This is a genomic window from Psychrobacter sp. SHUES1, assembly GCF_001652315.1.
Lineage (GTDB): Bacteria > Pseudomonadota > Gammaproteobacteria > Pseudomonadales > Moraxellaceae > Psychrobacter > Psychrobacter faecalis.
Window position 1 is genome coordinate 1 of record NZ_LXWA01000031.1, and the last position, 23,894, is coordinate 23,894.

Genomic DNA, 23,894 nt, shown 5'->3' on the forward strand with positions numbered 1-23,894 from the left:
AGACGTTTGATGCGCTATATGGCAGTTAGAGCTAAGGTTAGCCCTCTACGAATTAGCTTTCATATGGCGTCTATTACGATTGTTGATCTGTTACGGTTTGCGCCTTTACAGGCTGCAGGACTCTTCCCTAAGTTGTTAGATACAGTTTTAGAGGAAGGAAAATTGTTTGTCATTCCTGAACGTAGAAAGCGATCTTGCCCGAGGGTAGTTAAGGGTAAACCACAAAAATATCCCAAAAAAAATACCAGTCAGCGTTAACTGACTGGCATTACTCTTGTGGGTCGCTTTTTTTAATATCGCAATTGCATTTATAATAATATTTGGGGCTCTCCTAAATAGTTTTACTTATCTAGGCCAGCCCCTAATATCTTTACTCACCTTGATAAGATAGTTTCACACCAAGGATATAACCATCGTTATCTTGGAAGTCACCAACGATTTTACCTGTCGGTAATTGACCTTTGGCATCACCGAACCATAAATATTTACCACCAGCTGATACCGCCCATTCAGGAGTCACGTTATATTTAGCACCTAAACCAACACTATAGTAACCATCGATAGGGCCTAATGACGTTGTTACATCGCCAGCACCACTGTCCCATCCAACTGTACCACTAACCGCTAAAGCAGGAGCAATACGTTTAGCAAGACCGAGCTCTACTTGCCATTGATCATCTTCATAATCAACTAAGTTCAAGCCATCAGGACGTGAAACTGGATTTTTGCTGGCTGCATTGTATAGTGGCGGTGTGATTGAAAAATCACTCCAAGGTACCCAGCGTACTTTTGCAGTAGCTAACATCGTTGGGTTAATGCCAGTTTGGAAATCAAGGTTTACTGATTTTGGAGTAGTAATTTCCATGTTAGTAACTTGAGTAGATGGAAGTGCACCACCACTTAATGTAGGAGCTAAAGGATAGCTTTCATAGATGTTCATACTATGGTCAATTTCTGACCGATATGTTAAAGCAGCCTTCAAAGCAATTTCTGGCTTACTATAAGAAATACCTGCTAACCAACCATAATCCTGATCTGGACTAATATGTGAGGTATAACTAGTAGCAGGACCATAAGCAAGACCACGCAGCTTAACATCAGACTTAACACGTTGTGCAACAGGACCACCATAAATTTGGAAGTTTTTATCTGCGCCAAGTTTCATACCAAGAATGGCAGTTAAATTCTCACTACGAACTTCAACTTTAGTATTTTCACCTGCAGTACTATTTTCAGCACCTATTATAGCTGGTTTTAAGGCTGCTGTTGTACCGCCACTTATAGGATCATTAGGTGCGGGATCATTAGCAAATTCACCTGCTGAGTCAGCCGGATTAGTGTTAGCAACAAAGTTATTATCACCCTTATATTCAGCAGCAGCGCCAAATGGCTCATCGTATAAAACACCGATACTAAAAGTATCATTGATATCCGTTTTCACACCGTAACGAAAGAAATCATAAGATTCAGCGATATCACCAGTTTTATTGCCACGCTCATATCTATTATTTAAAGGATCATTGTTAGAACTGTCATAACCACTAACATCAGCATCGATATAAGTATAGACAGCTTCAGCATAAGTACCATCTTGTAGAAATGCTGTGACATCTTGACCAGAACGGTCAAGACCTGCTGCATTAGTAATGCTAGCAATTGAAAGAGTAGCTATCGCTACAGTAAGGGTTTTTAAATGAAAAGTAGCGCGCATTGTATATCTCCAAACATCCTCGTTGTTTAATCGTTCTAATAATCCATATTTAGCATTGTTACGCAAAATATAAGATTATGTAAACGATGTCCTGAAATGAATAGTAATGACTTTTCAATACTAAAACAACAATTAAAACGCTTTATTTCTTGTTGATGACTGAGCAGTACAAAATATTAAATCCTTTTAATAAACAATAGTTTATTAAAATAATAGTCATTAATTTATAATTGATATTATTGACAAACTTAAATCGGAAATTGAAGATCTTTATTCTTAAGTTAAAAGGTATTTATTATTACATTCTCTTTATCATAAACGTAAAAAAACGACCCTTTAAGGATCGTTTTTTTTGTGCAAATTTATAACCTACATTAATGATAGCAATCTTAGTTAAAATATTATTTAGCTTGATAAGATAGTTTTACGCCAAGTGCAAAACCATCATTGTCTTCAAACTTACTGACTACTTGTTTGGTTGGGATTTGGCCATCTGCATCACCGAACCATAAATACTTACCGCCAGCAGATACTGCCCAGTTTTCAGTGATATCATATTTACCACCCAAACCAACGCTATAATAGCCTTCGATTGGACCGAGTGAAGTAACAGGGTTGCCTGCGCCACTATCCCAACCAACGGTACCGCTTACCGCAAACTTCGGTGCTAGACGTTTTGCAAGGCCTAATTCTACTTGCCATTGATCCTTATCGTAACTAACTAAAGGCAAACCTATATCATCTTTAGTTAGGTTTTTACTTACGTCATTATAAACAGGCGGAACAATGGCAAAATCTCCCCAGGGCACCCAACGTACTTTTGCTGTAGCTAAAGTTGTTGGATTAATACCAGTCTGAAAATCAAAGTTTACAGATTTTGGTGTGGTAATATCAATATCACCACCCTTTTTTATTCCTGCTACTGGATATTGTTCATATATAGGAAGGGTATGGTCAATTTCTGAACGATACGTCAATGCAGCTTTTAAAGCAATTTCAGGTTTGCTGTAAGCAATACCTGCTAACCAACCAATATCCTTATCAGAGCTAATATGAGCGGTATAACCGTTCGCTAAACCATAAGCCAGTCCTCTAAGCTTGACATCGGCCTGTACTTGCTGCGCGACTGGACCACCATACACTTGGAATTCTTTGTTAGTACCAAATTTTGCGCCTAATATTGCTGTAATACTCTCAGTGCGTACCTCGACATTAGTACCCTCGCCTTTACTGTCTAGCTCAGATTTGACAGCATTTAAGGGTGCGCCAAGTTGTTCAGCTTCAGTTTTATAGCCTGTCGCTTTCTCTTTTGCATCTTGTGCCAAAGCAGCCAATCTACCCGCTTCAGCAAGGTTGCCCTGCTGCTGAGCTAAGCCTGCTTGCTGAGCAAAACCTTGTGCCTTATTAGCTTCTTCTACTGCATTGTTACGAGCACTATTAAAGTCTGAGTTTAGATCATTAAAAGAAGTATATTTACCTTGTGTTAAATACTTCGTAGAACTATCAACATTGCCTTGAGCTACGAAATCGTTATTACCAAGATAGTCAGCTGCAGCACCAAATGGTTCATCATATAAGATACCAATACTAAAGGTGTCGTTGATATCCGTTTTTACACCATAACGGAAGAAGTCATAGTCTTCTGCGATGTCATCAATTTTATTACCTGAAGAGTCTTTACCACTAACATCAGCATCGATATAGGTATAAACGGTTTCGGCATAGGTACCATCTTGCAAAAACGCGGTGATATCTTGACCTGAACGATCAAGACCTGCCGCACTAGCGATACTAGCTGCAGAAAGAGCAGCCAAAGCTACCGTTAGAGTCTTTAGATTGAAATTTGCGCCCATTGTGTATCTCCAAACATCCACATTGTTTTACCGCTACACCGAACTTTGTTAGGTAGACAGTATCTAAGTTGAAGGATACTAATGTGTTTTTTACATGAAAACAACCGAAAAATACATTATTTCTGCAATATGACTGAATAGTCAGTAAACCGTATATTTATGCCAAAATTCGCATATAAACTTATAATAAATGCTGTGCAATTATTTGTTATCTATAATTAAAAAAACTTATTCCTAATAATGCGGTGGTCTATCTGCCATGACATCAAAAGGCGCTACACCGCCCTCCCCATCTTGGCTTTGCACTTGCTTATAGATAAACTGTAGTTGACGTTGCAAGGTTTGAATATCTCTATCTTGGCGCGTAATAACCTCATCAAGCCTCTCGACGGTAACTTCAAGGTGAGAGAGGTTCATTTGCAACTCAATGACCTGTGCTTGTAAATCTGCTTGGCTATCTGACAGCTGAGCTTGTTGATTAGAAGCGTCTTTTTCTATCGAATTTTGTTGGTTCATATTTTTCTCAATAGTAGTTCTCAATAATAGATAGTATAGTTATTTTCTTTATGAAATCTCAGACTTAACCATTTAAAACAGACTTTATAAAATAGTGTTTACAAAGGCATTTACGCATACTACAGTTAGGTGGCAGCATGTTATACTGCTAGGAATTGTGCAACAACCCCTACCTCACTATTATATAAGCTTAAGATATTCTATGGCATTGATACATTTAAAAGATATTCACTTAGCCTTTGGCGTGGCTCCTGTTCTCGATGGCATCGATTTTTCAATCAATGCAGGCGAGCGCGTTTGTTTAATTGGCCGTAATGGCGAAGGCAAATCTACTTTATTTAAATTGATAAATGGCTCATTGCAGCCTGACAGCGGCGAGATTATCAAAAATAGCAGCATGCGTGTCGCGATGCTAGAACAAGACGTTCCTGAAACCAGCGGACGTATCTTAGACATCGTGATGGGCGGTAGCCGCCACACCGCTGATTTGCTGATTAACTATAATAAGCAAGTCGATATGTGTGCCAATGGCGATATGGACGCTTGCGAGCATATGGCAACCTTGCAACACGATATCGATGCGGTACATGGTTGGGATTTAGAGCGTGATGCGACCCGTCTAATTACGACTATGGGACTTGATCCTGAGGCTGATCTGTCTTCATTGTCTGGTGGTCGTAAACGCCGTGTACTACTTGCGCGGGCGTTGGTCACCAAGCCTGATGTGCTATTACTCGATGAGCCAACCAACCATTTAGACGTTGAAAGCATCGAATGGTTGGAGCGCTTTTTACTCGACTGGCAAGGTCTGACGTTATTGTTCGTGACGCACGATAGAGCATTTGTTAATAAGCTTGCCACCCGTATCGTTGAGCTTGATCGCGGTCAATTGACGAGCTATGACGTCACCCAAGGCGCAAAAGGTTACGCGCGTTATCAAGAATTAAAAGAGCAGCAGCTACTCGCTGAAGAAAAAAACAATGCTAATTTTGATAAAAAATTGGCACAAGAAGAAGTTTGGATTCGCCAAGGTATCAAAGCGCGTCGTACCCGTAACGAAGGCCGTGTCCGTGAGCTAAAAGCTCTGCGCGAAGAGCGTAAAGGCCGCCGCGAGCAAGTCGGTAACGTCAATATCACCATGGGTGAAGGCGAGAAAAGCGGCAAGCTGGTTTGTAAAGTTAAGAACCTGCATCTGGAATATGATGGCAACGTCTTGGTCGACAACTTTAGCACCATGATTATGCGCGGTGACAAAATCGGTATCGTCGGTCCCAACGGCGCGGGTAAAACCACGCTAATTAAGGCCCTACTAGATATGTCCGACGATGAAGTCACTAAAACAGGCACGGTCGAGCTTGGCACCAATTTACAAATTGCCTTTTTCGATCAGCTGCGCGACCAGTTAGATTTAGAAGCCAGCGTGGCGCAAAACGTCTCTGAAGGTTCTGACTTCGTAGAAGTTGGCGGGCGCAAAACGCATATCATGAGCTATTTGCAAGACTTCTTATTTGCTCCAGAGCGTGCGCGTACGCCTGTTAAAGCCTTATCAGGTGGTGAGCGTAACCGTGTGTTATTGGCCAAGCAATTATTAAAGCCTGCCAATATTTTGGTACTCGATGAGCCAACCAACGATTTGGATATGGCCACCTTGGAGCTTTTAGAAGAATCGGTTGCCAGCTTCAACGGTACTATCCTGCTGATTAGCCATGACCGCTCATTTATGGACAATGTCGTTACCTCTACCTGGGTATTTGACACGGATGAAGAGGGTAATGGCATCGTCAAAGAATATGTCGGCGGCTATCAAGAATACTTGGTACAAAAAAACCGTGAAGAGGCAGCCAAAGCTAAGAATACTAAATCGTCTAACGATAATGCTGGCAATAGCAAAGCTAACAATAAAGCTACGGTCGCGGCAAAGTCTAATACCGCTGCGAAAAAGCTTAACTACAATGAACAGCGTGAACTCGATAATTTGCCAAAAGAAATTGCTGCGTTAGAAGCTGAGCAAACGGAGCTGGAAGAAAAGCTGGCTGACGGTTCATGGTTTACGAAAGATATGGAAGCCGCTATGGCTGCCAGTGAGCGTTTATTAGTCATCGAAGATGAGATGATGACTAAGCTTGAGCGCTGGCACACGCTTGAGAGTTGATATTGTCTAGCCCTATTTATCACCACATAACCTTATATCGAAAGTGGTTAAGGGTTATAAATAGCTTACGACCACTTACAACCGTGTAATGTGCGGAAAGTTAGTGAACATTGTCTTGATTTCAAGTATCATTCCCTATTGCTGAATACCCTTATTAATTATAAGGTCATTATTCATAATAGTCTTGTTGATAAAAAAGCGTACTTTAAGGTAGGTTAAATATTGATAATTAAGCAGTTTTAGACTAATTATCTTGTTTAACACTGAAGTACGCTTTCTCAAGGCTGCTTTATTTTTAACACAATAATTTATTTTATGACCGAAATAGCTTAGAATAGCAACAATTAGCAAAATTAGGCACAGCTAACGTGGCTTGATAATTGTCATTTTTCTAAGCCACAAACCCAGTGTGGGATAATCCCATTTCATTCACCTGGAGGAAGTATTAATGAGCCATGCCGAAGGCGTTAACGTACAACGTCGTAGAGTTCTTATTGCCTCGACTGCCGTCATTGGTGCAGCTGGGGTAGCTGCTGTGGCGACACCTTTTGTCCGTTCTTGGACTCCGAGCGCAAAAGCCGAGGCTGCAGGTGCTGCAGTGACCCAAGATATTGGTTCTATCGAAGCAGGACAGATGATTGTCGTCAAATATCGGGGCAAACCTATCTTTGTGGTCAAGCGCACTGAAGAGATGCTGACTACGTTAGAATCAGTGAAGCCATTACTGTCAGACCCTGATTCAGATGAGTCGCTACAACCAGAATATTGTAAAAACCCTGAGCGCTCTTTATCACCAGAAGTCTTGGTGGTAGAAGGCGTCTGTACACATTTAGGCTGTGCACCAAACTACCGTCCTGATGTGGGCGCAGCTGATTTAGGCGGTAATGACTGGTACGGTGGATTTTTCTGCCCATGTCATGGCTCTAAATACGATTTATCGGGTCGTGTTTATAGTGGTGTCCCTGCACCGCTTAACTTACCAATCCCAGAGTACAGCATGGATGGTACTATCTTGACGATTGGGGAGGCTTAATATGAGCATGGGTAAAAAATTAATGCATTGGGTGGACGCGCGCTTTCCTGCGACTGAAACCTATGAATATCATATGTCAAAGTACTATGCACCAAAGAACTTTAACTTTTGGTACTTCTTTGGCGTGTTATCAATGGTGGTATTGGTCAACCAGCTAGTGACTGGTATTTGGCTAACGATGATGTACAATCCAAGTGCCGAAGGGGCATTTGCGTCTGTTGAATATATCATGCGTGATGTCAAAGGAGGCTGGCTCATCCGTTATATGCACTCGACGGGCGCTTCTGCGTTCTTCGTCGTCGTATACCTGCATATGTTCCGCGCCTTGCTATATGGTTCATACCAAAAACCACGCGAGCTTATTTGGCTCATCGGTATGGGTATTTACCTAGCATTGATGGCAGAAGGTTTCTTCGGTTACCTACTTCCTTGGGGCAACATGTCATTCTGGGGCGCTCAGGTTATTCTAAACTTACCTGCAGCTCTACCTGTCATTGGCGATGGTCTTGCTGAATGGGTACGTGGTGATTATATCATCTCAGGTATCACCTTAAACCGCTTCTTTGCTTTGCACGTGGTTGCTATTCCACTTGTCCTTGTCGGCTTAGTGTTTATGCATTTAGTAGCGCTGCATCACGTTGGTTCAAACAACCCTGATGGCATTGATATTAAAAAGCTAAAAGATAAGAATGGCGTACCATTAGACGGTATCGAATTCCATCCTTACTATACTGTGCATGATATGGTTGGTATTGTTGTCTTCTTTATCTGTTTCTTTGCAGTAGTATTCTTCTTCCCAGAAGGCGGCGGTTTCTTCCTTGAGCCACCAAACTTTGAAGCAGCAAACTCACTGAAAACACCTGCGCATATTGCACCAGTATGGTACTACACACCTTTTTATGCCATCTTACGTGCGGTTCCTAATAAGCTTGGTGGTGTGATTGCAATGGGCGGTGCGATTGCCTTCCTATTCTTAATCCCATGGCTTGATAGATCGCCTGTACGCTCGATACGTTATAAAGGTATTTTGTCTAAGATTGCCCTTACTATCTTTGCTATCAGCTTTGTGGTATTAGGCTACTTGGGTGCGACACCTGCAACGCCAACAGCGACAATTTTGGCACGTATCTTTACTATTCTGTATTTCTTGTTTTTCTTATTGATGCCGTTCTACACAGCTATTGAGAAGTGTAAACAGCCACCAGAACGCGTTACCGGAGGTCACTAATGAGCACGCTAATTAAATCCCTAGCTGGTCTAGGCTTAGGCGCCGCGCTGACGTTGACTGCTGGCACTGCAAGCGCATCAGGTGGTGGATGTGGTACTTTTACCAATGCCGATGGTGTGGTTGAACACTTAGCTTGTAGTACAGCTCCTATTGATTTTACCAATAAGGGTTCGCTACAAAATGGCGCGAAAATCTTTATGAACTACTGCGCTGGATGTCACTCAGCAAAGTATGTTCGTCATTCGCGCATTGCTAAAGACTTAGAGATACCGCCTGAGCTGGTTGAAAAGTATTTGATGGTCACCACCGATGAAATCGGTGACCATATCAATGCTGAAATCGACCCCGATGTTCAAGCATCATGGTTTGGCGCGGCACCTCCGGACTTGTCACTTGAAACAAGACTACGCGGTGATGACTGGGTTTATACTTACCTTCTATCGTTCTATGAAGATCCAAGCCGTCCTTGGGGCTCGAACAACTTAGTACTTGCAAACGCTGCTATGCCGCATGTGTTGCATAATATGCAAGAAACCTTGAGTGAAGAAGAGTTTGAATCTGAAGTTGGTGACTTGGTTAACTTTATGGCGTGGATGGCAGAGCCAGTACGTCATGACCGCCAAGTAATCGGTTTCTTTGTGATTTTATTCTTATTAGTACTACTAATTCCAGTTTACTTATTGAATAAAGAATTCTGGAAAGACGTAAAATAATAAAGCAATAAAAACCCAACCTTCATCTAAAAAATAAGCACTACTTCGGTAGTGCTTTTTTATGTCTGCATAAATGGCTAACTATAAAACCTTCTGTTAACGATCGCCTCATGGACAATGTTTACGTACGCTACCTTGATAAACGCAGCGACATTGTTTACGATAATAGGCTTTATTAATACATTAGGCTTCCATGATTGATGCGAATGACATACCAAGTAGTCAGCTGATTTTATACGCTGACGATGGCTACAACAGCCATGTGGTCCGCCTATTGCTTGAAGAAAAAAAGCTCGCCTATTATTTATCACGGCTACATTCTGAGCGTCCGGAAGACTTGACCGAGCTCAACCCTTATCATACTTTGCCTGTCTTGCAACAGCGTGAGATTGCGCTATATGAGATTAACGTTATCTTCGAATACCTTGAGGAGCGTTATCATGCCAATAAACTACTGCCAGATACGCCACAAGAGCGCGCCCAGTTTCGCCAATTGGCTTGGCGTATACAACATGATTGGTTAGTACTCGGCAAACGATTGCTGATGCATCCGGACAGTTTTAACAAAGCGCAAGCAGCCTTGGCGAAAAAGCAGCTAAGCGACTCCTTGATTACTTTGTCGCCTTTATTCGCTCATAAACCTTATTTTATGGCCGACGAGTTTGGTTGGTGCGACGTGCTATTAGCGCCGTTGTTATGGCGATTGGAAGAGATGGGTATTGAGTTACCGCGCGCTATCAGCCGCCCCCTATTTGACTATCAAAAACGGGTCTTTGAACGTGACAGCTTTCAAAAAAGCGTACGTTAATTAGACAACCGCTAACGACTCCCCTAAAATAGACTTTGATATAGAGTAACGATGCAGTGAATAATTTTTTAATAGATACCACTCTGTTAGGAATTACTCATTAAGCAGTATTTAATAACCATACCTAAGGAAACCAAAAGATGAGCGAAGAAACCACCTCTATTACTCCAACACGTCCCTATATGGTGCGCGCGCTATATCAATGGATAGAGGACAATGCGCTCACCCCATACCTGATGGTAGATGCTACTGCTGACAATGTCCAAGTCCCTAAAGAGCATATCCAAGACGGACGTATCGTGCTCAACATTGCTAGCCGCGCGACCGGTAATATGAGCATGGAAAATGATTATATTCATTTTAGTGCGCGCTTCGGCGGTGTCTCGCAAGAGATTTGGGTACCATTGACGGCGGTAATGGGGATTTATGCCAAAGAAAATTCGCAAGGGATGTTTTTTGACCCCAATGAATATGATGATTATGTCCCTGAAGAAGACGCAGCGACTACCTCCAAGAAAAGTACCGCTGCCCCGAAACCTAAGCGCGATAATAAAGCAGGGTTAAAAGTTTTAAAATAATTATGTTAAAAAATCGATTTTAAAATAGCCGAAAGAGTTAGCCATAAAAAAGCCAGTCATATTCAATATGCTGGCTTTTTTTATGGTCAGTCCAAAATGCTAACAGGCTTAAAAGCACTTAATCTCTTGGTGGTTAAGTGCTTGATGATTAGGTTCTTGGCAGCGTCACACCGCGCTGACCTTGGTATTTACCGCCGCGGTCTTTATAACTGGTCTCACAAACGTCGTCCGCATCGCTTTGAAAAAACAGCATTTGTGCCACGCCCTCGCCCGCATAAATACGCGCAGGCAAGTTGGTGGTATTGCTGAACTCTAATGTCACATGCCCTTCCCACTCAGGCTCAAGTGGTGTGACGTTGACGATGATACCGCAGCGTGCATAGGTCGATTTACCAAGGCAAATCGTCAATATGTCACGCGGAATACGAAAATACTCCATCGTGCGCGCCAAAGCAAATGAATTTGGCGGAATGATACACTCGTCACCGATGACATCAATAAAACTTTTTTCATCGAAGTTTTTTGGGTCTACAATCACTGAATGAACGTTGGTAAAGACTTTAAACTCAGGCGCACAGCGTACATCATAACCGTAGCTTGAGGTGCCATAACTGACCAAACGCTCGCCGGCATCATTAAAACGTACTTGACCTGGTTCGTATGGTTCAATCATGCCATGTTCTTCGGCCATTTTACGAATCCAGCGGTCAGACTTGATAGACATTGTTGTTCCTTAAAAAATTTTCAATAGCCAATTTTTAATAGCCATTGTGATAATAGATTTTTGGTAGCGACGATTATACGGAATTGACGGCGCAATTTATAGAGCGGCAACGACTTTAAAGTTAAACCTGCTATTGATAAAAATATCATAAGCGCTCATCAGTTACCATTTAGCAAAATGATCTTCTGCTAAGCCCATTACCTTATCGAGCTTAATCACCTCATCTGCTAGCCGTATCTCACCACTATAAAAACCCAGCCATTGCTCAAAAATACTAGCGAGCACACCGAACTTATCGGTCTTTTTATAGACAGTAATCGGCGTAAAGGTTAAATCAATATCAACCTTGCTCCAGCCAAGATTTTGATGATAAATACGCCAAGTATGCTGCGCGGCTGCATCCAAATCTTGACGTACAAACATCACAGGCGGCAAGTACACTATCTGACCATCAAGCCAGCAAGCATTTTCACTGCTGCCGGTTTCGTTGACGCCCATCGATAAGTTCAAGGTGAAATGACGGCCATCGGGCAAATAACTATTGATACAGCTCCAAAACCAATTGGTCTTGTGGCGCATATAGCCAAGCGTCCAATCTAGATTGGCTATAGTCGTGTCAGTAAAGTCGATTTTTCTGAGCTGAGTATCCAGAGCTTTAGTACTAAATGTTGAATTATCTTTAATAAGTAGATGACCAGATATTGTTGTCAGCGGCTCTTTTTGGGTAAAGGTCCAACCGCGTCTGCCCGTTGGTGTACAGATAGCGAGTGGCTGTGACTGTCTTGCTAAGGTTGCATTGAGTGCAAGGTTTTGACTATCTAGCACAACTTCAATCTGGGAAGGCGTAAAATCCAATGTTACGGTCAGCTTATCATGAGTAAACGCCATTTGACCTTGATAGCAATCGCCTTCTAATAAGGTCTGCCAAGTCAAAGGTTGCAAGGCTTCGCAAACTTCTAGCTCATTAGTTTCATCATTATAGAGATAAACGAAGGCGCTGGTCGCAAGCTTAATCGTCGCCAGTGCTAGGCAAACTCGATAAGGCGGCTCGATAATTTGGATAAAACAAAATTGGTTGGCTTTAAGCGCTTTGCGCCAGTTTGGCAGCGCTTTTTGCGAGATAAGATAACTATGATAGTCAAGATAGTTGATGCGCTTAACGCTAGCAAAAACGCCAAAGCTAGGTTGACCGTTTTGAATAAGTTGGTCAATCTCAACTGCTCTCAAGTGATTAGCGATAGGTTGGTGATTATCGTTTTGCTTCATTTTTACGGCATCCTAGCCAAAATTCATTACGAGACTACCTGGCCTTGGTAGCTAACTGTGCTGCTAACTATTCTTCTTTTTGCTTGTCCTGAAGCAGCCCAAACGGCTTCCCTAATAGCTTTAATCTCTATCATCGTCAAACCATCTATAAGCTCTTCTGTCACATTGACTACTGCAAAAGAACTTATTCCAAACGGATGCCTAGAAAATTTAAGCAATAAATCAGTCATAGCTTGTATTGCTTGTAAAAAATCAGCAATCACCATTCGGCGATTGCTAAAATCTGCATTAACCTGATAGCGTTTGCTACTGCTATCTTTATAGTAGCAAACGGCGCTCACTTGATTGTTTGAGAGCTCAATCACGTATATAGGCGGACGAAATAGCTTTAGGAGCCGATATTGCTTGGGGATAGTATCTAAATGACGTTGATAAATGGATGGACTCACGATACTTCCTTTTTAAAATTCAAAGCCATTTAGATTGTAAGACTTTATACGCTTAGGCTATTTTACTAACTTTAGAAGCCATTAAAAACTATTAGAAAATCCGCTTATCATCGACAGGTTTGGCAAATTTATTGATATTGGCTTCGATATTTTTAGCAATACTTAGATAATACGGCGCAAATTCATCATCAGCCAACACGCTCGGCTCACCTTTATCCACTTGGGCGCGAATACCGCTAGCAAGCGGCAACTGACCCAAGAGTGGCACATGGTATTGCTCAGCGATTTTTTCGCCGCCGCCCGTACCAAAAATCGCTTCAGTATGGTTACAGTTGCTACAGGTATGCAGCGCCATATTTTCAACCACGCCAAGTACTGGAATATTGGTTTTATTAAACATCTCGATGCCTTTTTGCGCATCAAGTAAGGCGATATGCTGCGGCGTCGTCACAATCACCGCACCCGTTACCGGAATGCGCTGCGCCAATGTCAGCTGAATATCGCCAGTACCAGGCGGCATATCGATGACTAAGTAATCGAGCTGCGGCCAATTGGTTTGGTTATACAGCTGCATTAAGGCGCCAGTGGCTTTTGGTCCGCGCCACGCCACAGGTGTATTATCACCATCGAGCAAGCTACCAATCGATAGCATTGCCAAACCATGCGCTTCAATAGGTACAAATTGCTCGTTTTCTAGCTCAGGTTTGACTTTGTCCACGCCCAGCATCGTCGGCATACTTGGTCCATAAATATCAGCGTCTAGCACGCCAACCCGATTGCCCAATTTCTGTAATGCTAAGGCGATATTAACGGTAGTGGTTGATTTACCAACGCCGCCTTTACCCGAAGCGACGACGATAATATGGCGGATACGCGGATGCGCCGTTAAGGACGCTTGCGTCGGCGCCGCTTTCGTAATCGGCGGTTCAGCCTGATTGCTGCTATTTGTATTTGCAGAGGGTTTGGTCTGCTTTTCCATCGCGTTAGTGGTTTTTGGCATGGCTTTCGGTAGGCTTGAGCCCGCGCCTTTTGCAGGCGCTGGCAGGCGCACATTCATATGAATCACTCTGATGCCATGCGGATGCAGTAGATTGCCAAGCTCTTGCTGAATGGTCTCAGGGTCGCTATCTTGCGGCAGACGCAAATCCAAAGTCAGCTCATCGCCATCGCGCTCTAGACCTGTGACCATAGTTGCAAGACTGTTATTACCCAAATGGTAATTGAGCAACACTTGATCAACGGCGCTATCACGAGCCGCTTGTTGCTGCGGAGATTCGGATTTCGAAGATGCTCTTTTTTTTATAAAATTAAACATAGCTACCTCTACTACCTATATCGATGGTTAAATTTGGCAAAAACGATGAATCTTTTTAAACAATAACTGTTTAAAATTGTTTAAAAAAACTCTTAGCTAAAACTTTAGCCCATAAAACTTTTGCCAAATGCTTTTATATAGATACAGTGTAGCTCAATGGGCGCTATAAAAAAACCACACTGTCAGTAGGTATGAGGGTCAAAATTGGTGTTATTTTTTTATTTAAGCGGTCTTATGTAAATGACCGTTTGTTAAACGAACTAACCAATTGGTAAAAACCTAGAAGCGATGAATAAATAAATCAGCACGCCCGACGCATCACTGATTGAAGTAATCAAAGGCGCACTGGCGGTTGCAGGGTCAAAACCGAGTTTATTGAGTATAAAAGGCAGACTCATGCCAATGACACTACCAATCATAACGACACACAGCATACTTAGTGCCAAAACCAAAGAGACGGTCGCGTCACCACGCACATAGCCAATAAGGGCAATGGCAACGGCCATCGTCGCCCCGAGCAGCAGTGCAACTAAGGCTTCGCGGCCAAGGAGTGAAAACCAATCACGCATCTCCACATCACCCGTCGCTAAAGCACGTACCATTAAAGTCGCTGATTGCGAGCCGGCGTTACCGCCACTATCAACCAGTAAAGGTAAGAAAAATACCAATACTAAGTTTGCCGCAATGACGTCTTCGAAGTTAGCAATACTTAACCCCGACAGCAAGTTGCCAAATACTAAAAACACCAGCCAAAAAACCCGCTTACGGTAAAGGACAGTAATACTGACGTCTTTTAAGCGCCCGACCATGGTCGAGACACCGCCTGACTTATGGAAGTCATCCGTGGCTTCATCACTTGCCACGTCCATCGCATCATCATGAGTGACGATACCAACCAACGCTCCACTGGCATCAGTAATGGGTAGGGAGATTAAGTCATAACGGGCAACAGTTTTCGCAACGTCTTCTTGGTCATCGTTGACATCAGAAGAGATGACCGAGCTGACCATGATGTCTTTAATCAGCTGCTCAGGCGATGATAAAATAAGCACCCTTAATGACACCACGCCCAATAGCTTACGCGCGTCATCAATCACATAAGCATGATAAATAGTTTCGGCATCAGGCGCTTCTAAACGTAGCGCATCCAAGGCCTCGGCGACAGTCATCTCAGCCCCTAACGTCGCATAATCGGAGCTCATCAAAGCACCAGCTGTGCCTTCTTCATAGGCCGACAGACGGCGAATATCCTCACGCTTCGCCTGCGCTAAGGCAGGTAATAGCACGTCGCGTTGGTCTTGACTCAGGCGCTTATACAAATCAGTCCGTTCATCTGACGGCATCTCACCGACTATCTTGGCTAAAATAGCGCGCGGAAAGACATAAGCGAGCGCCACTTGACTATCTGGGTCTAAATAAGCAAATATCGTCGAGCGATTGGGCAAATGCGCAAGGAGCTGCCAAGCCAGTTTGGGTTCAATTAATGCCAATAAATCAGCTATATCGATAGGACGCAGGTTTTGAATCTCTTCAATCGCTTGCTCATACTGCTGCTGCTCGATAGCACGGCTTATTTTTTCGGCATAGGTCAACGCCAAGTCTTTATTATTCATTGCTTTTACTCCGTGCAGCGCAAAATAGGGCAACAGGCGCTCATAAAAAAGAGCCAATATTATTGGCTCAAATTAACATAAAATCAAATGCTAAAGGATTGAGGTTTTATTAGCAAGCGAATGATGCTTAAAGCAAGCAAACACCTAACAAAGTTGAATACTTATTCACCAATCTTTTTTGACGTACTTATTGCATAATGCTCACCGGCGTCTTTTCTTGTAATTCTTTAAAACTCACTCCTTCTGCCAGCTCAACCAATTTTAGACCGTTGCCAGTGACATCTAATACGGCAAGCTCGGTAATGATACGGTCGACCACGCCTTTACCTGTCAAAGGCAATTCACACTCGGCAAGGATTTTTGGCTCGCCATGTTTGTTGACCTGTTCCATCAGTACAATCACCCGCTGCACGCCAGCCACCAAATCCATCGCGCCGCCCATGCCTTTGACCATTTTTTTTGGAATCATCCAGTTGGCCAGATCGCCTTTTTCGGATACTTCCATCGCGCCCAATATCGCAAGATTGACATGACCACCGCGGATCATCGCAAACGACTCTGAACTACTAAAATAGCTGGCACCCGGTTCGGTGGTGACGGTTTGCTTGCCTGCATTAATCAAATCCGCATCGACATTTTCTTCGGTTGGAAACTCGCCAATACCGAGTAAACCGTTTTCAGACTGAAGCCAAACATCGACGCCTTCAGGGATATAGTTGGCGACTAGGGTCGGTAAACCAATGCCTAAATTGACATAATAGCCATCTTTTAACTCTTGCGCGGCGCGCTGTGCCATCTGCTCTCTCGTCCATGCCATGATAGTTTCCTTATTTTTTACAAAGCCTATTGTTATTTTTTCATTAAAACCATTAAATAATCTTTCATTTAAGCGCTTGTAGTGGCTGCTTTGGTAGTAGTTTTTTCAATACGTTTTTCGGGATTATCATTTAAGACAATACGCTGGACAAAAATACCCGGTAGATGGATCTCATCGGGGTTTAGCTGCCCTATCTCTACGATTTCTTCGACTTCCACAACTGTAACTTTACCCGCCATCGCACAATCTGGATTAAAGTTACGCGCCGTTTTATTAAAGATTAAGTTGCCGGCTTTATCAGCCTTTTGTGCTTTGATTAATGCCACATCTGCCCGCAAAGTATGTTCAAGCACATAGATACGACCATCAAATTCGCGCGTTTCTTTGCCTTCAGCCACTTGCGTGCCAACGCCTGTAGCGGTATAAAACGCTGGAATACCAGCGCCGCCTGAACGCAGTTTTTCCGCCAACGTCCCTTGCGGTGTCAGCTCAACCTCTAGCTCGCCTGACAGATATTGACGCTCAAACTCTTTATTTTCACCGACATACGATGAAATCATTTTTTTGATTTGGCGCGTTTGTAACAATAGACCTAAACCAAAATCATCGACACCGGCGTTATTACTGATACAGGTCAAATCCTTGACCCCGCTATCACGCAGCGCCTCAATCAGCGCTTCAGGAATACCGCACAGTCCAAACCCACCGATAGCAAGAGTTTGACCGTCACTGACGACACCTTTTAACGCTTCTGCAGCGCTGCTATATACTTTTGATTGACTCATGCTCATCTCCTTGCAAGTCACATTATTTTTTATATAGGTAATGTCTCATCGTTTATATAAGACAATACATTATGTATCGATATAACTAAATTATAATCTCTTTGCTAACTTAGCATATTATTATCCTAGCGACCAGATAACAATCTTAAAATACTTATATGCTAAATCGTTGAGTAACTGCGTAGCTGCCTGCGTGATTAAGCATCGATTTAATTACCAAGGTAATATCACAAAATCGGCCGAATTACGGTATCATAGGCGCACTTTTTTAATTCTTCTCTTTTTTAGAGTTATTGGACGTTTTAAGTGTTAATAATTTAGCATTGATAATACGGTGCTGACTCCTCATAAAGTGCTCGAGACGTTTGAAAATCAACCCGTTTATATAAAAATATAGGTGACAAAAGTGCGTGAGATTTTAGTAACCAGTGCGCTGCCCTACGCCAATGGCTATATCCATTTGGGGCATCTTGTAGAATATATTCAGACCGACATTTGGGTACGTGCGATGAAAGCACAAGGCCATCAGGTCACCTATGTCTGCGCTGATGATGCACACGGTACGGCGATTATGCTCAAAGCAGAAGCCAATGGCGTCACCCCAGAAGAGCAAATCGCCTCGGTAAAAGCCTCACATGAAGCCGATTTTGCCAAATTTTTGATTGACTTTGATAATTATCACAGCACCCATTCAGAAGAAAACAAGCATTTCTCTGAGCTGATTTATCGTCGCCTTAATAGCGCCGGACATATCAGCACAAAGGACGTCAAGCAGCTTTTTGACCCTGAAAAGCAGCTGTTTTTAGCCGATCGTTTTGTCAAAGGAGAGTGCCCTGAATGCAGCGCGCTTGACCAATATGGCGATAATTGTGAGGTATGCGGTACCACTTATGATGCAACCGACCTTATCAATCCGCATTCAACGCTATCTAATGCGACGCCCGTGCTTAAAACTTCTAAGCATTATTTCTTTGATTTGCCTGAGTTTGAGCAATTCTTAAAAGATTGGACGCGTAGCGAAAATCGCTTGCAAGTCTCCGTCGCCAATAAACTGCAAGAATGGTTTGACGCGGGTCTGACCAGCTGGGATATCTCGCGTGATGCGCCGTATTTTGGTTTTCAAATCCCAGATACACCAAGCGATGAGCCAGAAAAATACTTTTATGTCTGGCTAGATGCACCAGTTGGCTATATGGCAAGCTTTAAAAACCTATGTGATAAGCGCGAAGGTAGCGACCAAGCGCTTGATTTTGACCGTTATTGGATGCAAGAAAACGAGCATAAAACCGAGGTGTATCATTTCATCGGTAAAGACATCGTTTATTTCCATGCGCTATTTTGGCCAGCGATGCTAGCCGGCAGCGAGTTCCGTACGCCAACCGGTGTTTTTGCCCACGGTTTCTTGATGGTCAATGGCGAAAAAATGAGTAAGTCACGCGGCACCTTTATCAAGGCCGAAACTTACGCGGAACACTTACACCCTGAATACTTGCGTTATTATTTCGCCAGTAAACTGTCTGACAAAGTTGAAGATATTAACCTTGATTTAGAAGACTTTATGCAAAAGGTCAACTCTGACTTGGTGGGTAAAGTGGTCAATATCGCCAGCCGTAGTGCCGGTTTTATCGTGAAGAAATACGACGGTATGCTGTCAGACAATTGCGTAGAATCAGAATTACTAGAAAATATCACCAAAACTGGTGATGAAATTGCCGCCGCTTACGAAAACCGTGAGTTCTCGCGTGCGATGCGCTTAATCATGCAGTGTGCCGACAAAGCCAATGAATATATCGACGAGAAAAAACCTTGGTCGCTTGCCAAAATCGAGGGCACTGAGAAAGAAGTGCAAGACGTCTGCTCGGTGGCGATTAATATCTTCCGCCAATTGATGGTTTATTTGGCGCCAGTATTGCCTGAGCTGACAGCCAATGCTAAAGAATTCTTAAATATTGATGATTTAAGCTTTGCTAGCCGAAATCAATGGCTACTTGGTCATAAAATCAATAAATTTAAACCTTTGATGCAGCGTATCGAAGAAAAAGACGTTGCGGCAATGGTTGAAGATTCAAAGGCCTCGTTAGCGCAAGCAGACGCCCCTACTGCTAACAGCGATAATAATTCAGATAATAAAAAAGCAGTAGTAAACACCCAGCCAGTACCAGCGGCTAATACTGACAGTGAAGCTGGGCAAGCGGACTATATTGGTATTGAAGACTTTGCCAAAGTTGAGATGAAAGTGGCACACGTCTTAGCCTGTAATTATGTCGAAGGTGCGGATAAGCTTTTACAATTTACCTTGGACGTTGGCGAAGACAAACCGCGTAATGTCTTTAGCGGTATCCGTAAGTTTTATGAGCCTGAGCAATTGCTGGATAAAAAGGTAATTTGCGTCACCAATCTTGCGCCGCGTAAGATGAAATTTGGCATCTCAGAAGGCATGGTATTATCGACTGGCAACCCGAAAACTCAGTTAACGGTGGTTACTTTACCGGACAACTGCGTGATTGGTGATGTGTTAGCTTAAATGCGGTTGTACTTATAGAATAAAAAAGATGCTTTCGTGGCATCTTTTTTTTGCCTAAAATTCATTGGTGACAAAATAAAAAGAGCGTGGGCAAAAAATAAAAATATCGACAAAAATCTGCCTTTATTCACTTTTATAAAATCAATGACAAATGCGTTTTATTTTCTTATTGCCATAAGTTACATTACTGTCATAATATGGACGTAATCATCAAGGGATTGATTACCTTTATGTTCGCCCGTTATCTCAGCATGCACATAACATTGACTCGGGTAACCTGCAATTTTTAACCTATGAGCCAAAATAAAATGACCTTTGCCACTACTTTACGCCTTAGCCTGTGCGGCGCTGCTTTTAGCGCGGCGCTTGGTTTAACCGCTTGCTCTAATAATGCGACCGACCCTGCCGTCAACGCTGATGATAGCGCAACTAACGATAAGCCTGCCAAAACCTTGGCCATCACGCAAATTGTCGAGCATCCTTCTTTAGATGAGATGCGCCGCGGCATTATTGATGAGCTGGCGGACAACGGCTACGCAGAAGGGCAAAACCTAACCGTTAATTTTCAAAGTGCGCAAGGGAATACCGCAACGGCTGGGCAAATTGCCAAACAGTTCGCCGGTGACAATCCAGATGCTATCGTTGCCATCTCAACACCTTCTGCGCAATCGGTAGTTGCTTCGACCAAAACTGTTCCCGTTATTTATACCGCCATTTCAGACCCTGTGGCAGCCAAGCTAATTGACGAAAATGACGTGCCTATCCAAACCAATGTGACTGGTTTGTCGAGCGAATTACCTATTGAACCGCAGTTAGACAATATTCAAAAAATCGTGCCCAATGTGAAAACCATTGGTTATGTCTATAGCCCAGGCGAAGCCAATTCGGTGGTGGTTCTTAAACAACTGGAAAAGGCAGCACCAGCACGCGGGCTTAAGATATTGGGCGTCACTGCCAATCGCCCTACCGACGTTGCAATGGCTACTCGTAGTCTGGCTGGCAAGGTAGAGGTTATTTATACCTCACTGGATAACAATGTGGTTTCGGCTTTTGAAGCGATGGCAAATGCGGCTAATGAGCTTGATATCCCAGTTATTGCCTCAGATGAATTTAGCGTCAGACGCGGTGCGACGGCAGCGCTTGGTGTCAATGATTATGACTTTGGTCGTACTACAGGCAAAATGGTGTATCGGGTATTAAACGGTGAAGCGACCAAAGATATCGCACCGCAAGTTATGAATACCTTAACGCTATATGTCAGCCCAAAACACGCCGCTGAACAAGGTACTAGCCTATCGGCAGACTTACTTAAAAATGCCATCAATGTCGACAAAGAAGCACAAAAGGCCAGCAAATAGTCACTAATAAATAGTTGCGTCTCAATAGTAAAGAATAAACGGACGGTAATTAATAATCAGCTATACAACGGATTACACAATCAGCTAGGATAATGGCTGGCAGCGCTACCCTTTTTTATCTTTTATATAATGTACGGACACATTATTATTTTCAGGAGTCAGACCCATGTTGTATCAAAATCGTTTTGCCAAAGCTTTATTATGGGGCGGTGTTTGCACCGCTATCTTGACCGGCTGTAACCAGCCAGCACAAGATGCCAACACCACTGACGGCGCTGCTACGGGCGGCGATGCCAAAGCTGCCATGAAAACGGTCGCTATTACCGCCATCGTTGAACATCCAGCACTCGATGATGTGCGTAAAGGCGTTATCGACGAGTTAAGTGACGCCGGCTTTAAAGAAGGCGAAAACTTAACCATCAACTTCCAAAGCGCCCAAGGTAATACCGCCACTGCCGGTCAGATTGCCAAACAATTCGTCGCTGATGCACCAGATGTCATCGTGGCGATTGCCACGCCATCGGCTCAGTCTGTAGCCGCTTCTACCAGCAGCATTCCTATGGTGTTCTCAGCGGTCACCGACCCTGTCGCAGCAAAACTGGTACCGAAACTTGATGGCTCTGGCACCAACGTTACTGGCGCCTCTGATGCCCTTCCTTATGCGCCGCAAATCGATTTGATGCGTCAAATTATCCCAAGTCTAAAAAACGTCGGTTATGTCTATAGCCCAGGTGAGGTGAACTCAACCATCGTTTTAAAAGCGCTAAAAGAGAATCTGACCCCGCTTGGTATTAACGTTCACGAAGCGCCTGCGCAGCGTAGTAACGATATTGCGATGGCCGCTCGTAGCCTTGAAGGTAAAGTCGATATGATTTATACCTCAACGGATAATAACGTGGTTTCAGCATACGAATCACTGTACCAAATCGCTAAAGAAAGTAAGATTCCATTGATTGCCTCTGATACCAGTTCGGTTGAGCGCGGTGCCGTTGCAGCCTTAGGGGTGAACTATTACGATTTAGGCCGCGAAACCGGTAAAATCGTTACGCGTATCTTAAACGGTGAAAAAGCAGGCGAAATCCCTGTTTATACGCCGCAATCGCTTGATTTACATGTCAGTCCAAAGAATGCGCAAGCTGAAGGCATCACGCTACCACAAGCCGTTATCGATAAAGCAAAAGTAGTGTTAGAATAACTGCCGCTTTTAACTCTAATTCTTAGACGATAGTTTTTATCAATTATCGTCTAGGTTAATTGGATATAGCTATTTTGATATGGCTATATAGGTAGCGCAGACAAACCCAGCTCTCAGTCAGTAGGCTGGGCTTGTTTTTTCAAGGCTGTAAATAAGCAAAGCTTATAATCAAGCATTCTAAGAATAGGTTTTGCTTGACCCTAACTGCAGATACCTCTATCTGTTAAATTCACCGCTTAGTCGTTTAAGCAAAGTTGGCTGATTGATAGCGCGATATGTCGCCTATCTCAATTATCTCGCCATCATTTATTAAACGCTGGGTTATGACTTACTGATCTCTTATGTCTTTAATTGCTTTTTTTGGTGCGCTTGAAAGTGGTCTGATTTATGGCCTAGTGGCGCTTGGCGTCCTTATCTCATTTCGTACCCTCGACTTTCCGGATTTGACCGCTGACGGTAGTTTTCCGTTGGGCGGCGCTGTCGCGGGTATTTCTATCATCGCTGGAGTGAATCCTTGGCTTGCTTGTGCCTTTGGTATGCTAGCAGGGTCAGTCGCCGGTATTGTCACCGCGTGGCTACACGTTAAGCTGGGCATTTTACAGCTGCTTGCCAGTATCCTTGTGATGGTTGCTTTATACTCTGTCAATCTACGGATTATGGGTGCGCCAAACTTACCATTGTTAGGTGAAACGACCGTATTTAGTACCTTGGTCAGTGATGGTAATGGTTACTGGATGCGCTGCCTCATTATTGGTGTCGTCGTCCTATTGGCCATGTTGTTTTTAAACTGGTTTTATAGTACCGAAACGGGTTTATCGATGCGGGCGACTGGCTCAAACCTACGCATGGCACAGGCGCAAGGTATCAATACCTCATGGATGACCATCATTGGTATGGCGATTTCTAACGGCTTGATTGCGTTAGCAGGCGCATTATTTGTGCAGACGCAAGGTGGCGCTGATATCTCAATTGGTATCGGTACGATTGTCATTGGTTTAGCAGCGGTCATCATCGGCGAGACCATTATTCCAGCTAAGCGTATTTGGCTGATTACCTTTGCGGTGGTCGTTGGTGCGGTGCTTTATAAGCTCTTTATTCAAGTGGCTCTATCAAGCAGTACGCTACGTAGTATCGGATTTGGTCCCCAAGATTTGAACTTGATTACCGCGCTACTCGTGGTATTAGCCTTAGTCTTGCCAAAAGCTAAAAATAAATTTTTAAGTCGTAAAGTTCGGGCTTAATGTCAATATGCAACC

20 protein-coding genes and 1 pseudogene are annotated in these 23,894 nt (G+C 43.3%); 11 read left to right on the forward strand and 10 right to left on the reverse strand.

Annotation, left to right across the window (positions count from 1 at the left end; genetic code table 11):
• Positions 1–258: pseudogene (locus tag A7325_RS13910) on the forward strand (DDE transposase); the annotation flags it as partial.
• 112 nt (positions 259–370) lie between these two features.
• On the opposite strand, the gene A7325_RS02690 reads toward A7325_RS13910, so the two are convergent.
• The 3 genes from A7325_RS02690 to A7325_RS02700 all read right to left on the reverse strand — a co-directional run bounded on the left by A7325_RS02690 (position 371) and on the right by A7325_RS02700 (position 4,080).
• Positions 371–1,711, reverse strand: coding sequence for an outer membrane protein transport protein (locus A7325_RS02690; protein WP_068404399.1), 1,341 nt, complete (start codon positions 1,709–1,711; stop codon positions 371–373).
• 401 nt (positions 1,712–2,112) lie between these two features.
• A complete protein-coding gene (locus A7325_RS02695; protein ID WP_068404401.1) occupies positions 2,113–3,564 on the reverse strand; it encodes a hypothetical protein in 1,452 nt (483 codons plus the stop codon).
• A 234-nt stretch (positions 3,565–3,798) separates the two neighbouring features.
• Complete coding sequence (locus A7325_RS02700; protein ID WP_068404403.1) at positions 3,799–4,080, reverse strand: SlyX family protein; 282 nt, start codon at positions 4,078–4,080, stop codon at positions 3,799–3,801.
• 202 nt (positions 4,081–4,282) lie between these two features.
• Here A7325_RS02700 and A7325_RS02705 point away from each other — a divergent pair, with 202 nt between their 5' ends.
• From A7325_RS02705 to A7325_RS02730, 6 genes are all read left to right on the forward strand, one after another.
• Entirely contained in the window at positions 4,283–6,232 is a 1,950-nt protein-coding gene (locus A7325_RS02705; RefSeq protein ID WP_068404405.1) for an ATP-binding cassette domain-containing protein, read from the forward strand.
• Between the two features lie 448 nt (positions 6,233–6,680).
• Entirely contained in the window at positions 6,681–7,265 is a 585-nt protein-coding gene (gene petA / locus A7325_RS02710) for a ubiquinol-cytochrome c reductase iron-sulfur subunit (RefSeq protein WP_068404407.1), read from the forward strand.
• Positions 7,266–7,272: 7 nt separating this feature from the next.
• On the forward strand, positions 7,273–8,493 hold the full coding sequence (locus tag A7325_RS02715; protein WP_369811263.1) for a cytochrome b: 1,221 nt from the start codon (positions 7,273–7,275) through the stop codon (positions 8,491–8,493).
• Positions 8,493–9,206, forward strand: a complete 714-nt coding sequence (locus tag A7325_RS02720) for a cytochrome c1 (protein WP_068404411.1) — start codon at positions 8,493–8,495, stop codon at positions 9,204–9,206. The genes A7325_RS02715 and A7325_RS02720 overlap by 1 nt, the downstream gene beginning before the upstream one ends.
• 193 nt (positions 9,207–9,399) lie before the next feature.
• Entirely contained in the window at positions 9,400–10,014 is a 615-nt protein-coding gene (locus A7325_RS02725) for a glutathione S-transferase N-terminal domain-containing protein (RefSeq protein ID WP_068404413.1), read from the forward strand.
• A gap of 140 nt (positions 10,015–10,154) precedes the next feature.
• Positions 10,155–10,592 carry a ClpXP protease specificity-enhancing factor gene (locus A7325_RS02730; protein WP_068404415.1) on the forward strand — a complete coding sequence of 146 codons (438 nt, stop codon included), beginning with the start codon at positions 10,155–10,157 and terminating at the stop codon, positions 10,590–10,592.
• Positions 10,593–10,740: 148 nt separating this feature from the next.
• Here the strand turns inward: A7325_RS02730 and dcd are convergent, their stop codons facing one another.
• The 7 genes from dcd to A7325_RS02765 all read right to left on the reverse strand — a co-directional run bounded on the left by dcd (position 10,741) and on the right by A7325_RS02765 (position 17,561).
• Positions 10,741–11,316, reverse strand: coding sequence for a dCTP deaminase (gene dcd / locus A7325_RS02735; RefSeq protein WP_068404417.1), 576 nt, complete (start codon positions 11,314–11,316; stop codon positions 10,741–10,743).
• 162 nt (positions 11,317–11,478) lie between these two features.
• Positions 11,479–12,582, reverse strand: coding sequence for a DUF2804 domain-containing protein (locus tag A7325_RS02740; RefSeq protein WP_068404418.1), 1,104 nt, complete (start codon positions 12,580–12,582; stop codon positions 11,479–11,481).
• 26 nt (positions 12,583–12,608) lie between these two features.
• Positions 12,609–13,031, reverse strand: a complete 423-nt coding sequence (locus A7325_RS02745; protein ID WP_068404420.1) for a hypothetical protein — start codon at positions 13,029–13,031, stop codon at positions 12,609–12,611.
• 91 nt (positions 13,032–13,122) lie between these two features.
• Entirely contained in the window at positions 13,123–14,346 is a 1,224-nt protein-coding gene (apbC, locus tag A7325_RS02750) for an iron-sulfur cluster carrier protein ApbC (protein WP_068404422.1), read from the reverse strand.
• Positions 14,347–14,606: 260 nt separating this feature from the next.
• Positions 14,607–15,959 (reverse strand): magnesium transporter, encoded by a 1,353-nt coding sequence (gene mgtE / locus A7325_RS02755; RefSeq protein ID WP_068404424.1) that lies wholly within the window; start codon positions 15,957–15,959, stop codon positions 14,607–14,609.
• Between the two features lie 187 nt (positions 15,960–16,146).
• On the reverse strand, positions 16,147–16,776 hold the full coding sequence (locus A7325_RS02760) for a CoA transferase subunit B (RefSeq protein ID WP_068404426.1): 630 nt from the start codon (positions 16,774–16,776) through the stop codon (positions 16,147–16,149).
• Between the two features lie 68 nt (positions 16,777–16,844).
• Positions 16,845–17,561, reverse strand: a complete 717-nt coding sequence (locus A7325_RS02765; RefSeq protein ID WP_068404428.1) for a CoA transferase subunit A — start codon at positions 17,559–17,561, stop codon at positions 16,845–16,847.
• 406 nt (positions 17,562–17,967) lie between these two features.
• Here A7325_RS02765 and metG point away from each other — a divergent pair, with 406 nt between their 5' ends.
• The 4 genes from metG (at position 17,968) to A7325_RS02785 (ending at position 23,879) form a co-directional block, all read left to right on the forward strand.
• Positions 17,968–20,085 (forward strand): methionine--tRNA ligase, encoded by a 2,118-nt coding sequence (gene metG, locus A7325_RS02770; protein WP_197488861.1) that lies wholly within the window; start codon positions 17,968–17,970, stop codon positions 20,083–20,085.
• Between the two features lie 308 nt (positions 20,086–20,393).
• A complete protein-coding gene (locus A7325_RS02775) occupies positions 20,394–21,443 on the forward strand; it encodes an ABC transporter substrate-binding protein (RefSeq protein ID WP_068404432.1) in 1,050 nt (349 codons plus the stop codon).
• Between the two features lie 166 nt (positions 21,444–21,609).
• Positions 21,610–22,638, forward strand: a complete 1,029-nt coding sequence (locus A7325_RS02780; protein ID WP_068404434.1) for an ABC transporter substrate-binding protein — start codon at positions 21,610–21,612, stop codon at positions 22,636–22,638.
• Positions 22,639–22,979: 341 nt separating this feature from the next.
• On the forward strand, positions 22,980–23,879 hold the full coding sequence (locus A7325_RS02785; RefSeq protein WP_068404436.1) for an ABC transporter permease: 900 nt from the start codon (positions 22,980–22,982) through the stop codon (positions 23,877–23,879).
• The last annotated feature ends 15 nt before the right edge of the window (positions 23,880–23,894 follow it).

What these genes read in the sequence shown, in the direction of transcription:
- A7325_RS02690 (WP_068404399.1), bottom strand. Translation starts at nt 1,711, where the DNA reads ATGCGCGCTACTTTTCATTTAAAAACCCTTACTGTAGCGATAGCTACT.
- A7325_RS02695 (WP_068404401.1), bottom strand. Translation starts at nt 3,564, where the DNA reads ATGGGCGCAAATTTCAATCTAAAGACTCTAACGGTAGCTTTGGCTGCT.
- A7325_RS02700 (WP_068404403.1), bottom strand. Translation starts at nt 4,080, where the DNA reads ATGAACCAACAAAATTCGATAGAAAAAGACGCTTCTAATCAACAAGCT.
- A7325_RS02705 (WP_068404405.1), top strand. Translation starts at nt 4,283, where the DNA reads ATGGCATTGATACATTTAAAAGATATTCACTTAGCCTTTGGCGTGGCT.
- petA (WP_068404407.1), top strand. Translation starts at nt 6,681, where the DNA reads ATGAGCCATGCCGAAGGCGTTAACGTACAACGTCGTAGAGTTCTTATT.
- A7325_RS02715 (WP_369811263.1), top strand. Translation starts at nt 7,273, where the DNA reads ATGGGTAAAAAATTAATGCATTGGGTGGACGCGCGCTTTCCTGCGACT.
- A7325_RS02720 (WP_068404411.1), top strand. Translation starts at nt 8,493, where the DNA reads ATGAGCACGCTAATTAAATCCCTAGCTGGTCTAGGCTTAGGCGCCGCG.
- A7325_RS02725 (WP_068404413.1), top strand. Translation starts at nt 9,400, where the DNA reads ATGATTGATGCGAATGACATACCAAGTAGTCAGCTGATTTTATACGCT.
- A7325_RS02730 (WP_068404415.1), top strand. Translation starts at nt 10,155, where the DNA reads ATGAGCGAAGAAACCACCTCTATTACTCCAACACGTCCCTATATGGTG.
- dcd (WP_068404417.1), bottom strand. Translation starts at nt 11,316, where the DNA reads ATGTCTATCAAGTCTGACCGCTGGATTCGTAAAATGGCCGAAGAACAT.
- A7325_RS02740 (WP_068404418.1), bottom strand. Translation starts at nt 12,582, where the DNA reads ATGAAGCAAAACGATAATCACCAACCTATCGCTAATCACTTGAGAGCA.
- apbC (WP_068404422.1), bottom strand. Translation starts at nt 14,346, where the DNA reads ATGTTTAATTTTATAAAAAAAAGAGCATCTTCGAAATCCGAATCTCCG.
- mgtE (WP_068404424.1), bottom strand. Translation starts at nt 15,959, where the DNA reads ATGAATAATAAAGACTTGGCGTTGACCTATGCCGAAAAAATAAGCCGT.
- A7325_RS02760 (WP_068404426.1), bottom strand. Translation starts at nt 16,776, where the DNA reads ATGGCATGGACGAGAGAGCAGATGGCACAGCGCGCCGCGCAAGAGTTA.
- A7325_RS02765 (WP_068404428.1), bottom strand. Translation starts at nt 17,561, where the DNA reads ATGAGTCAATCAAAAGTATATAGCAGCGCTGCAGAAGCGTTAAAAGGT.
- A7325_RS02775 (WP_068404432.1), top strand. Translation starts at nt 20,394, where the DNA reads ATGACCTTTGCCACTACTTTACGCCTTAGCCTGTGCGGCGCTGCTTTT.
- A7325_RS02780 (WP_068404434.1), top strand. Translation starts at nt 21,610, where the DNA reads ATGTTGTATCAAAATCGTTTTGCCAAAGCTTTATTATGGGGCGGTGTT.
- A7325_RS02785 (WP_068404436.1), top strand. Translation starts at nt 22,980, where the DNA reads ATGTCTTTAATTGCTTTTTTTGGTGCGCTTGAAAGTGGTCTGATTTAT.